Raw genomic sequence first — 11,126 nt, forward strand, 5'->3', positions numbered from 1 at the left:
CAGACCGCGCGGCTGCCGGGTGGCGGTCGGGGCCGTAGTTGTCACGTCAGGACTTCTCCTCGTGGTACTCGTCATCCACGTTGATCGCCCAGATCGCGGCCTTGTCCACCTGGCCGCTGGCGATCTGCCGCGCCGCCTCGCGCGCGGTCAGCATGGAATGGTCCTGGTTGTTGTAGCGGTGCATGCCGTTGCGGCCGATCAGGAACAGATTGGGGATGGCATCCAGCGCGGCTTGCAGCTCGCCGAAGCGGGCATAGGCCTCGCCGAAATAGCCGGGATAGGCTTTTGGCACGCGCAGCACGACCGCGTCCAGCGGACGGTCTGCTTGCACCAGGCCGATCTGCACCATTTCCCGGTGGGCCAGCGCCTGCAGCGCGGTATCGTCCATCCGCCACAGCGGATCCTGTTCCCGGCAGAAGAATTCCAGCCCCATCCAGACGGTGTCCGGGTCGGCGACCAGGTACGGGCTCCAGTTGTTGAAAACCTGCACCCGCCCGACGTTGACCCCGGGTTCCTGGATATAGATCCAGTTGTCTGCCAAGGGGCGCGGCAGCGCTGAGCGCGGATAGAGCAGGCCGACGGTGATGAAGTCGCGGTAGGACAGTCCGCGTGCGATCGCGTGCACCTCCGGCGGGAAGGCATCGCCGGCGGCGGCCACCAGTTCCTGGATGGGCATGGTGGACAGCAGGTGCGTGCAGGGCAGGCGATGCTCCTGCCCATCGCGGTCGCGGTAGCGCACGGCGGCCACACGTCCGTCTTCCAGTTCGATCGCGGTGGCCCGGCTCTGCATCAGCAACCGTCCGCCCTGGGCCTGGAAACGGCGGGCCGCGGTTTCCCACATCTGGCCCGGGCCGTATTTGGGATACAGGAAGCTTTCGATCAGCGAGGTCTGCTCGGCCTTGCCGCCCAATCCGAGCATTTTCTTCAGGGCATGAGCGATGGCCTTGGTGACCGACAGGCTCTTGATCCGCTGCGCGCCCCAGGCCGCGCTGATCTCGCTGCAAGGCACGCCCCAGACCTTCTCGGTGTATTCCTTGAAGAACTGCCGGTACAGGCGCTGGCCGAAGCGGTTGATCAGGAAATCCTCGAGCGAGGCTTCCGGCTTGCGCGGGCGCAGGCGCGCCCAGACGTAGCTCAGCCCGAAGGTGAAGGTCTTCCACGGCCCGAGCTTGAGCAGGGTGTCCGGATTGAGCTTGAGCGGATAGTCGAAGAAGCGGCGGTTGAAGTAGATGCGCGACAGCCGGCTGCGCACCAGCAGCACATCATGGTCGGATTCAGAGGCGGTGCCGGCCGGTACGTCGGCACTCGCGCCCTGGTAGCGCAGTTCGCGCGCCGCGGCGGGATCGGCGGGGGCCGCCACCGGCAGCAATGCCCGCCACCAGTCCATCACCCAGTCGGATTTGGAGAAGAAGCGGTGGCCGCCGATATCGATGCGGTTGCCGTGGTGGACGACAGTGCGCGAGATGCCGCCGACCTGGGTGTCGGCCTCGAGCACGGTGACATCGTGGATGCCGGCGGCTTGCAGTTCGAGCGCGGCGGTCAGGCCGGCCGGGCCGGCGCCGATGATGACGACGGCAGGGGTCAAGCAGCGGTCTCCGGGGCGGTCGCGAAGCGGCGGCGGGCGAACAGCAGGCTGCGGCGGACGCCGTAGTTGAAGGCGAAGGTGACCACTGCCGCGGCCAGCTTGACCGCTTCCGGAAGCAGGTGCAGCTCGGTCACGCCGACCCACAGTACGGCCTGGGTGACGCCGAGGCCGGCGATCCCGATCGCGACGAACCCGAGGAACTCCAGCGCCGGCACACGCGCGAAGGCGCGCTCGCGGAACACCCAGCGGATGCTCAGCCAGTAGGCGACCACAGCGCCGACCACGAACCCCAGGGTCGCCGACCAGGCCAGGCTCAGCCCGAACAGGCGCAGGCTGGCCGACAGCGTCGCGGTGTCGGCGATGAGCGCCAGCAGCGAGGCCAGGAAGTAGCGCAGCAGTTCGGCGGGCAGGCGGCGGGTCATCGCGGCAGTCTAAGCCGGCAGCGCGGGCGCTGTCCTGCATCCCCTGCGCATTTCTCAGGAGGCCGCAGCGTGCTGGGTGCTGGGCCCCTCAGACCGAGGGCGTCAACGAGCAGTTGGTGGTATCGGCCTTGCAGATGGTCGAGGCGGTGCCGGGGGCGCGGGGCGTGAAGGTGATGGTCGCACCGCTGGCCACCGCCGCCGAGTCGATGGTGCCGGTCATCGAGGCGCAGGCCCTGTTGGCCGGCGCCGGGAAGCCCGAGTACTGCCCGATCACCGCCGCCACCGCCTGGTTCATGTAGGCCTTGGCCTCCGCGTTGCAGGCGCCCTCGGCGGCGCGGATGCGGTAGTTGTTGTAGGCCGGCAGCGCGATGGCGGCCAGGATGGCGATGATCGCGACCACGATCATCAGTTCGATCAGGGTGAAGCCGCGGTTGCGTGCGTGCATGCTTATCCCCCTCCGGCGGTCATGCTGGGTGTAATTTTTCACGCAAGCTCCGCGCCAACTCCGGAGGTGAGTTTCGACCCGGTGCGCGGCCTGTGACGGGATGCGCGATTCGTCTCTGGCGTGTTTGGCGGTGCGCTGCAAAAAAGAACCCCTCGCGAGGAGGGGTTCTGGAAGCGATAGTCCGCGAGGTGGTTAGACCGACGGGGTCATCGAGCAGGTGGCGGAATCCGCCTGGCAGACGGTCGAGGCCACGCCCGGCGACTTCGGGGTGAAGCTGATCGTCGCGCTGCTGGTCACCTGGGCCGAGGTCAGGGCCGCGGTCGGCGCGGTGCAGGCCTTGGCCGGCGGGGCCGGGATGGTGGAGAACTGCGAGACCACCGCGGCCACGGCCGAGTTCATGTAGGCCTTGGCCTCGGCCTGGCAGGCGCCCTCGGCCGAGCGGATGCGGTAGTTGTTGTAGGCCGGCAGCGCGATGGCGGCCAGGATGGCGATGATCGCGACCACGATCATCAGTTCGATCAGGGTGAAGCCGGACTGCTTCTTCATGGTGGAAACTCCCCTAGGGTTGGAGGTGTGAAGTGCCACGCGCCCATAGGTGCACTCGCTGGTCCTTCAACGCTGCGGCGTCTGGGAGCGTGCATCGAGCATACACGCAGGATGTGTGCCATGAGCGGCCAGCCGGGTGGCGCGACGGGTTTTGCCGGACGGGTTCACGCTTCCTGCGGTATGCGAAGCGACAGCGTGCCAATTTGCGTCACTCTTTGACGCAAATTGGCAATCGTTGCCAGCCGTTCAGTCGATCCCGAGCTTCTTGAGCTTGTAGCGCAGGGCGCGGAAGGTGATGCCGAGCTGGGCGGCGGCCTTGGTCTTGTTGTAGCGGTTGGCGACCAGCGCCTGCTCGATGGCCTGGCGCTCGATCTCCTCAATGTAGCTGGGCAGGGCGCTGGCGGCAGAGTCGCGCGGGTCCAGCCGGCGCGGGTCGATCCCGGGCGGGGGCGGCGGCAGCGGCGGCAGTGCGGCGCTGGGCCGCGGCGTCGGCAGGTGCAGGTCGGCGGCGTGGATGCCGCTGTCCTCGGCCAGGGCGAACGCGCGCTCGAGGATGTTCTCCAGCTCGCGCACGTTGCCGGGGAAGGGATAGCGCGCCAGCGCCTCCAGGGCGTCCGGGTGCAGGGTCGGCTGCGCGCGCTGCTGGGCCGCGGCAAGGCGGGCGAGGATGGCCTCGGCCAGCAGCGGCAGGTCCTCGCGGCGCTCGCGCAGGGGCGGCACCCGCAGTTCGATCACGTTGATGCGGTAGTACAGGTCGTGGCGGAAGCGGCCCTCTTCCACCAGCGCGGCGAGGTTCTTGTGGGTCGCCGAGAGGATGCGCACGTCCACCGGCACCTCGCCGTTGGCGCCGACCGGGCGCACCGACTTCTCCTGGATCGCGCGCAGCAGCTTGACCTGCATCGGCATCGGCAGTTCGGCCACCTCGTCCAGGAACAGGGTGCCGCCCTCGGCGGCCTGGAACAGGCCGGGCTTGTCGGCGTGGGCGCCGGTGAAGCTGCCCTTCTTGTGGCCGAAGAACTCGCTCTCCATCAGCTCGGCCGGGATCGCGCCGCAGTTGACCGGCACGAACGGGCCGGCGGCGCGCGCGCCTTCGGCGTGGATGGTGCGCGCCACCAGCTCCTTGCCGCTGCCGGACTCGCCGGCGATGTAGACCGGGGCCTGGCTGCGCGCGACCTTGGCCAGGGTGGCGCGCAGGGCCTGCATCGCCGGCGAGTCGCCGAGCAGGCGCGGCCCGCCGGCCGCGGCCTGCGGCGCGGCGGCCGGCGGGGCGTTGAGCTTGAGCGCGTGCTGCACCAGCCCGCGCAGCACGGCGATGTCCACCGGCTTGCTGACGAAGTCGAACGCGCCGGCCTTGAGCGCCTCGACCGCGGCCTCCTGGTTGCCGTAGGCGGTGATCATCGCCACCGGGGTGCGCGGGTACAGCTGGGCGATCTCGCGCACCAGCTCCAGCCCGGAGCCGTCGGCCAGGCGCATGTCGGTCAGGCACAGCGCGTACGGCTGCCCGCGCAGCAGGGTGCGGGCGTCGGCCAGGGTGGAGGCGGTGTCGCAGCGCAGGCCCATGCGGCCGAGGGTGAGCACCAGCAGCTCGCGGATGTCGCGCTCGTCGTCGACCACCAGGGCGGGCAGGTCGCGCTGCGAATTTTTGTCGGAAGTTGCCATGGAGCGTCACCATACCGGGCCGGCTGGCGGCCCGCCAGCCCCCGCTCAGGCCGGGGCCAGCACCCGCGCCGGCGAGACCAGCCGGATCCGGAAGCAGGCGCCGCCGCCGGGCAGGGGCACGTAGTCCAGGCGGGCCTGGTTGGCCAGGCACAGCTCGCGGGCGATGTACAGCCCGAGCCCGGTCCCGTGCGGGGAGGTGGTGTGGAACGGCTTGAACAACTGGGCGGCGACCGCCTCCGGGATGCCGGGGCCGCGGTCGGCCACGTCCACCAGCGGGGTGCCGTCCGGATCGGCGTGCGCGCGCACCGCCACCCGCGCCGGCTGCCCCGGCAGGCGGCCGTAGGTGAGGGCGTTCTGCACCAGCGCGGTCAGCACCTGCTGCAGCTGGCGGCGGTCGACCAGGCCCAGCAGCGGGGTCGGCGGGGCCACGGCGTCCAGCTGGTCGCCGTCCAGCGGATGGCACTGCAGGTACTCGGCCACGAACTGGCGCACCAGCTCGCCCAGCTCGACGTGCTCCGGCCGCGCCGGCTCGCGCCGGGCCAGGCCCAGCACGTTCTCGACGATGCCGTTCATGCGCTGGGTCTGCTGCAGGATGATCTCCAGCAGGCGGCGGTCGGCGGCCGGGATGTCGGGCGACTCCTCCATCAGCTGGGTGGCGTAGGTGATCGCCGCCAGCGGGTTGCGGATCTCGTGCGCGAGGCTGGCCGCGAACCGGCCGAGGGTGGCCAGGGTCAGCGACTCGGCGCGCTGGGTGGCGATCCGGGTGTCGTCTAGGAACACCAGCGCCTGCTCGCCGCCGGCCTGCAGGCGGGCGAAGCGCGGCACCACGTCCGGCAGCCCGGAGGCCAGTTGCAGCGGCGAGGCGTCCTCGCGGCCCTCGGCCCGCCATTGGCGCAGGCGGGTCTCCAGGGCTGGGGCGGCCTGCGCCAGCGGGCGGCCCTCCAGCACTTGGCTGCCCAGCAGCAGCGCGGCGGCCTCGTTGGCCAGCCGCACCTGGCCGGCGGCGTCCACCAGCAGCACCCCGGTGCGCATGCGGCGGATGATCAGCTCGTTGACCTGGGCCAGATCCGCAACCTGGCTGCCGCGCTGCGCGGCCAGCGCCTCCGCGGCCTGCAGCTGGCGGCCGAGGAGGTGGGTCAGGGTCGCCATCGCCAGGTAGCTGACCGAGAACATCGACAGCTCGGCCAGCGAATGGGTCGGCGTCAGATCGGTCAGCAGCGCCCAGCCGTACTCGAGCGCGAACCCGAGGCTGGCCAGCGCGGCCACCGCCAGCGCGGTGCGCAGCGGCAGCAGCAGCGCGCTGGCGCCGACGTTGAACAGCAGCATCATCGCGATGCCGGCGCTGGATTCGGGCAGCGCGTGCATCGCCAGCACCGCGGCGGCGATGTCGATCAGCACGCCGCGCTGCGCCTGGGCGCCGATCCGGCCGTGGCGGCCGCTGAGGAACAGCAGTGTCGCCGCCAGCAGGTAGCCGGCGGCGACCCCCATCGCCAGGCGCGGGTCGCGCGGCGGCGCCAGCAGCACCTGGGCCGGCCCGAACACGACCAGGCACAGCAGTGCTGCCTCGAGCAGCCGGTACAGGGTCAGGTAGTACAGCTCGCGGCGCTGGGTGGCGGGGCTGCGGACGAGGGCGGTCAGGCGCGCGAGCATGCCGGCAGTATGCGGCAGCCCCGGTGCGCGCCGGCATGATGCATCGCAACACGATACACTTGTCTGTCTGTGCGCGGCGGCCTGCGCCGCCGGCGCGGTTCCCTTCCCTGAAGCGCGGGTGATCCATGAATTTCCACGAATACCAGGCCAAGCAGCTGTTCGCCGAGTACGGCATCGCGGTCCCGGCCGGGCGCGTCGCGCGCACGCCCGAGGAGGCGGTCGACGCCGCGCGCGCGATCGGCGGCGACTTCTGGGTGGTCAAGGCCCAGATCCATGCCGGCGGCCGCGGCAAGGCCGGCGGGGTGAAGCTGGCCAAGACCCTCGAGGAGGTGCGCGAGCACGCCAAGGCCATGCTCGGCACCCGGATGGCCACCTACCAGACCGCGGGCGTCGCCCTGCCGGTGGACGCGGTGCTGGTGACCCAGGCCACCGACATCGCCAAGGAGCTGTACCTGTCGGTGCTGGTCGACCGCGGCAGCAAGGCGATCACCTTCATCGCCTCGGCCGAGGGCGGGATGGACATCGAGCAGGTCGCGCGCGAGAAGCCGGAGGCGATCAAGACCCTGCACGTCAACTACGTCCAGGGCCTGCAGCCGTACGAGTGCCGCAACCTCGGCTTCGCCCTCGGCCTGAACGCCAAGCAGGTGGGCCAGCTGACCACGATCATGCTGGGCCTGTTCCGGCTGTTCAACGACAAGGACCTGGCGCTGGTCGAGCTGAACCCGCTGGCGATCCTCACCGACGGCCGCCTGGCGGTGCTCGACGGCAAGATCAACTCCGACGACAACGCCGGCTTCCGCCACCCGGAGCTGGCCGCGATGCGCGACATCCGCCAGGAGGACGAGACCGAGGTCAAGGCCAGCCAGCACGACCTCAACTACGTGACCATGGACGGCGACATCGGTTGCATGGTCAACGGCGCGGGCCTGGCGATGGCGACCATGGACGTGATCCAGCTCAACGGCGGGGCCCCGGCCAACTTCCTCGACGTCGGCGGCGGCGCCAACAAGGAGCGCGTGACCGAGGCGTTCAAGCTGATCCTGTCCAGCGACAAGGTCAAGGCGATCTTCGTCAACATCTTCGGCGGCATCGTGCGCTGCGACATGATCGCCGAGGGCATCATCGCCGCGGTCAAGGAAGTGGGGGTGCAGGTGCCGGTGATCGTGCGCCTGGAGGGCACCAACGTGGAGGCCGGCAAGGCCCTGCTGGCCAACTCCGGGCTGGCCATCATCCCCGCCGACGACATCGACGACGGCGCCAAGAAGGCGGTCGCCGCCGTCCGCGCCGCCGCCTGATCCCCTGCACGAAGGAAACGATCCATGTCCGTTCTCATCCACAAGCACACCAAGGTCATCGTGCAGGGCTTCACCGGCGCGCAGGGCACCTTCCACGCCCAGCAGATGCTGGACTACGGCACCCAGGTCGTCGGCGGCGTCACCCCCGGCAAGGGCGGCAGCGAGCACCTCGGCCTGCCGGTGTTCGATACCGTGCAGCAGGCGGTGGCCGCCACCGGCGCCGACGCCTCGGTCATCTACGTGCCGCCGGCATTCGCCGCGGACGCCATCCTCGAGGCGATCGCCGCCGGCATCCGCGTGATCGTGGCGATCACCGAGGGCATCCCGGTGCTGGACATGCTGCGCGTCAAGAACGTGCTCAAGGCGCACCCGCACACGGTGCTGATCGGCCCCAACTGCCCCGGCGTGATCACTCCGGGCGAGTGCAAGATCGGCATCATGCCCGGCCACATCCACATGCCGGGCAAGATCGGGATCGTCTCGCGCTCGGGCACCCTGACCTACGAGGCGGTCAAGCAGACCACCGACGTCGGCCTCGGCCAGAGCACCTGCATCGGCATCGGTGGCGACCCGATCAACGGCACCAGCTTCATCGACGCCCTGCGCTGGTTCCAGGACGACCCGCAGACCGAGGGCATCATCCTGGTCGGCGAGATCGGCGGCAGCGCCGAGGAAGAGGCGGCCGAGTTCATCGCCAAGTACGTCAGCAAGCCGGTGGTGTGCTTCATCGCCGGCGCCTCCGCGCCCAAGGGCAAGCGCATGGGCCATGCCGGCGCGATCGCCTCGGGCGGCTCCGGCACCGCCGAGGGCAAGTTCGCGGCGATGGAGCGCGCCGGGGTGACCACCGTGCGCAGCCCGGGCGAGCTCGGGCGCGCGATGGCGGCGCGGCTGGGCAAGTAAACTGCCCGCGCACGCCCAGCCCGGGGGCCGCCGCGTGCGGCCCCCGCGCGTTTGCGGCGTCCCCGCCGCCCGGAGCCGACCATGACCGCACGCCTGCGCATCGCGATGGCCCAGTTCGACTTCCCGGTCGGCGATGTGGCCGGCAACGCCGACCGGATCGCGCGGATGATCGCAGAGGCGCGCGACGAGTTCGCGGCCGACCTGGTGCTGTTCCCGGAACTGGCGCTGTGCGGCTATCCGCCGGAGGACCTGCTGTACCGGCCGGCCTTCCTGCGCGACTGCGAGGCGGCGATCGCGCAGGTGGCGGCGGCCGCGCGCGGGATCGTGGCGGTGGTCGGCTGGCCGCAGGCCGCGGGCGCGGTGGTCTACAACGCCGCCAGCGTGCTGCGCGACGGCGCCATCGCCCACACCTACCGCAAGCGCGAGCTGCCCAACTACGCGGTGTTCGACGAGCGCCGCTACTTCGACGTCGATCCGGACGGCGGCGACTGCGTGTTCGCGGTGGCCGGAGTGCCGGTGGGCCTGCTGATCTGCGAGGACCTGTGGTTCCCGGAGCCGATCGCGGCCACCGTGGCCGCCGGCGCCGAGCTGGTGCTGGTGCCGAACGCCTCGCCCTACGAGCACGACAAACATGCCCAGCGCGACGCCCTGCTCGCGCAGCGCGCGGGCGAGACCGGCGCGGCGATCGCCTACCTCAACCTGGTCGGCGGCCAGGACGCGCTGGTGTTCGACGGCGCCTCGGTGGTGGCCGACGGTGATGGCCGCGTGCAGCCGGCCGCGGCCGCCTTCAGCGACCAGTGGCTGGTGGTCGACTACGACCCGGCGCGGCGCGCGTTCGCCCCGGTGCGCTGGACCGACGACGGCGACGAGAGCCGCGAGGCGCTGGCCTGGCGCGCGGTGGTGCGCGGCACCGCCGACTACGCCCGCAAGAACGGCTTCGCCCGCGCCTGGGTCGGGCTGTCCGGCGGGATCGATTCGGCGCTGGTGCTGGCGATCGCGGCCGACGCGCTGGGCGCGGACAACGTGACCGCGGTGCGGCTGCCCTCGCGCTATACCGCCGGGCTGTCCAACGACCTGGCCGCCGAGCAGTGCGCGCGCATGGGCGTGCGCCTGCTGACCCTGCCGATCGAGGCGCCGTTCCAGGCCTATTTGGACACCCTGGCGGAGAGCTTCGCCGGGCGTGCCCCGGACGTGACCGAGGAGAACCTGCAGTCGCGCGTGCGCGGCGCGCTGCTGATGGCGCTGGCCAACAAGTTCGGCGGGCTGCTGCTGACCACCGGCAACAAGAGCGAGTACGCGGTCGGCTACGCCACCATCTACGGCGACATGTGCGGCGGCTACGCGCCGATCAAGGACCTCTACAAGACCGAGGTGTACCGCCTGGCGCGCTGGCGCAACACGGTCGGCGACCCGGTGGTGCCGGAGGCGGTGATCGAACGCCCGCCGTCGGCGGAGCTGCGCGAGAACCAGAAGGACCAGGACTCGCTGCCGCCCTACGACGTCCTCGACGCGATCCTGCTGCGCTACGTGGACCAGGAGCAGTCGGCGGCGGAGATCGTGGCCGCCGGGTTCGATGCCGCCACCGTGGAGCGGGTGGTGCGGCTGGTGCGCGGTGCCGAATGGAAGCGCCACCAGGCCGCGCCCGGCCCCAAGGTCAGCCGGCGCGCGTTCGGGCGCGAGCGCCGCTACCCGATCAGCAACGCCTACCGCGGCTGAGCGGCGGCGCGCGCCGCATCAGCGCAGGTCGCCGCCGAACGGGTTCAGGCGCTGGTAGAGCGGCACGCCCTTCGGCCAGTGCCCGTGCAGCCACGGGTGCTGCGGGTCGTTGAGTTCCAGCACGCGGCGGGCATCGGCGGCCAGGCGGGTCTCGCCGAGGCGGGTGTAGGCCTCGCCGAGCACCGCCACCGCGTCGTTCTGGGACTCGCTCTGCGGGTAGGTCGCCAGCAGGTAGTCGGCGCGCTCGGCGGCCGACAGCCAGGCCCCGCGGCGCAGGTAGTAGAGCGCGGTGTTCAGCTCGAAGCGGGCGAACTGGTTGCGCAGCCACACCATGCGCTGGCGGGCGTCGGCGGCGTAGCGGCTGTTCGGGTAGCGGGTGACGACCGTGTTGAAGTCGCTGTAGGCCTGCTGCGGCGCCTGCAGGTCGCGGTTGCTCATGTCGAGCTTGAACGCGCGCGCCATGAACACCGCATTGCGGCTCATGTTGGACAGGCCGCGCAGGTAGTACATGTACGCGATGTTGCGGTGGGTCGGGTAGGTGCGGATGAAGCGGTCGATGGTAGAGACCGCATCGTCGAACTTGCCGGCCTTGTATTGGGCGTAGGCCATCTCCATCAGCGCCTGCTCGGCGTACGGCCCGTACGGATATTGCGCGATCAGCCGCCGCCAGACTTCCTCGGCGCTGCTCCAGCGGCCGTGCTCCATGTAGCCGTGCGCCTTGTCGTACAGCACGCCGACCGGCAGGCCCTCGTTCTGGTCCTGCTTCTTGAACATGCCCTTCATGCGGGCGCAGCCGCTGCCGGCGACGACGGCGGCCAGCAGCAGGACGAGGAGCGGGCGCAGCGGGAGGGAACGCGGGGACATGGGCATGCGGACGGGCGCCGGGGGCATGAACGACGGATAATACC

Annotated in this window: 9 protein-coding genes and 1 pseudogene; 3 read left to right on the plus strand and 7 right to left on the minus strand. The window is 70.8% G+C overall.

The genetic code is table 11. From position 1 onward, the window contains the following. Nucleotides 1-46: 46 nt before the first annotated feature. The 6 genes and pseudogenes from ML340_RS05535 to ML340_RS05560 form a co-directional block, all read right to left on the minus strand. Entirely contained in the window at nucleotides 47-1,585 is a 1,539-nt protein-coding gene (locus ML340_RS05535; protein ID WP_240097525.1) for an NAD(P)/FAD-dependent oxidoreductase, read from the minus strand. Then, the gene (locus ML340_RS05540; RefSeq protein ID WP_240097527.1) at nucleotides 1,582-2,007 is read right to left on the minus strand and encodes a GtrA family protein; all 426 of its coding nucleotides are present in this window, start codon (nucleotides 2,005-2,007) and stop codon (nucleotides 1,582-1,584) included. Before ML340_RS05540 ends, ML340_RS05535 begins: the two co-directional genes overlap by 4 nt. A gap of 88 nt (nucleotides 2,008-2,095) precedes the next feature. After that, nucleotides 2,096-2,452, minus strand: a complete 357-nt coding sequence (locus ML340_RS11920) for a prepilin-type N-terminal cleavage/methylation domain-containing protein (protein ID WP_275672621.1) — start codon at nucleotides 2,450-2,452, stop codon at nucleotides 2,096-2,098. Between the two features lie 447 nt (nucleotides 2,453-2,899). Beyond that, a pseudogene (locus ML340_RS05550) lies at nucleotides 2,900-2,998 on the minus strand (prepilin-type N-terminal cleavage/methylation domain-containing protein); the annotation flags it as partial. Between the two features lie 246 nt (nucleotides 2,999-3,244). After that, the gene (locus tag ML340_RS05555; protein ID WP_240097529.1) at nucleotides 3,245-4,657 is read right to left on the minus strand and encodes a sigma-54-dependent transcriptional regulator; all 1,413 of its coding nucleotides are present in this window, start codon (nucleotides 4,655-4,657) and stop codon (nucleotides 3,245-3,247) included. 45 nt (nucleotides 4,658-4,702) lie between these two features. After that, on the minus strand, nucleotides 4,703-6,307 hold the full coding sequence (locus tag ML340_RS05560; protein WP_240097532.1) for a sensor histidine kinase: 1,605 nt from the start codon (nucleotides 6,305-6,307) through the stop codon (nucleotides 4,703-4,705). Between the two features lie 125 nt (nucleotides 6,308-6,432). Between ML340_RS05560 and sucC the strand changes: the two genes are divergently transcribed. From sucC to ML340_RS05575, 3 genes are all read left to right on the plus strand, one after another. Beyond that, complete coding sequence (gene sucC, locus ML340_RS05565) at nucleotides 6,433-7,602, plus strand: ADP-forming succinate--CoA ligase subunit beta (protein WP_240097534.1); 1,170 nt, start codon at nucleotides 6,433-6,435, stop codon at nucleotides 7,600-7,602. Between the two features lie 24 nt (nucleotides 7,603-7,626). Then, nucleotides 7,627-8,502, plus strand: a complete 876-nt coding sequence (gene sucD / locus ML340_RS05570; RefSeq protein WP_240097536.1) for a succinate--CoA ligase subunit alpha — start codon at nucleotides 7,627-7,629, stop codon at nucleotides 8,500-8,502. An 81-nt stretch (nucleotides 8,503-8,583) separates the two neighbouring features. Continuing rightward, nucleotides 8,584-10,218, plus strand: coding sequence for an NAD+ synthase (locus tag ML340_RS05575; RefSeq protein WP_240097538.1), 1,635 nt, complete (start codon nucleotides 8,584-8,586; stop codon nucleotides 10,216-10,218). Between the two features lie 18 nt (nucleotides 10,219-10,236). Here ML340_RS05575 and ML340_RS05580 read toward each other — a convergent pair whose 3' ends face one another. Next, nucleotides 10,237-11,082 (minus strand): outer membrane protein assembly factor BamD, encoded by an 846-nt coding sequence (locus ML340_RS05580; RefSeq protein WP_240097540.1) that lies wholly within the window; start codon nucleotides 11,080-11,082, stop codon nucleotides 10,237-10,239. Between the last annotated feature and the right edge of the window lie 44 nt (nucleotides 11,083-11,126).

It is taken from the genome of Thermomonas flagellata (assembly GCF_022419185.1).
Lineage (GTDB): Bacteria > Pseudomonadota > Gammaproteobacteria > Xanthomonadales > Xanthomonadaceae > Thermomonas > Thermomonas flagellata.

What these genes read in the sequence shown, in the direction of transcription:
- ML340_RS05540 (WP_240097527.1), bottom strand. Translation starts at nt 2,007, where the DNA reads ATGACCCGCCGCCTGCCCGCCGAACTGCTGCGCTACTTCCTGGCCTCG.
- ML340_RS11920 (WP_275672621.1), bottom strand. Translation starts at nt 2,452, where the DNA reads ATGCACGCACGCAACCGCGGCTTCACCCTGATCGAACTGATGATCGTG.
- ML340_RS05555 (WP_240097529.1), bottom strand. Translation starts at nt 4,657, where the DNA reads ATGGCAACTTCCGACAAAAATTCGCAGCGCGACCTGCCCGCCCTGGTG.
- ML340_RS05560 (WP_240097532.1), bottom strand. Translation starts at nt 6,307, where the DNA reads ATGCTCGCGCGCCTGACCGCCCTCGTCCGCAGCCCCGCCACCCAGCGC.
- sucC (WP_240097534.1), top strand. Translation starts at nt 6,433, where the DNA reads ATGAATTTCCACGAATACCAGGCCAAGCAGCTGTTCGCCGAGTACGGC.
- sucD (WP_240097536.1), top strand. Translation starts at nt 7,627, where the DNA reads ATGTCCGTTCTCATCCACAAGCACACCAAGGTCATCGTGCAGGGCTTC.
- ML340_RS05575 (WP_240097538.1), top strand. Translation starts at nt 8,584, where the DNA reads ATGACCGCACGCCTGCGCATCGCGATGGCCCAGTTCGACTTCCCGGTC.
- ML340_RS05580 (WP_240097540.1), bottom strand. Translation starts at nt 11,082, where the DNA reads ATGTCCCCGCGTTCCCTCCCGCTGCGCCCGCTCCTCGTCCTGCTGCTG.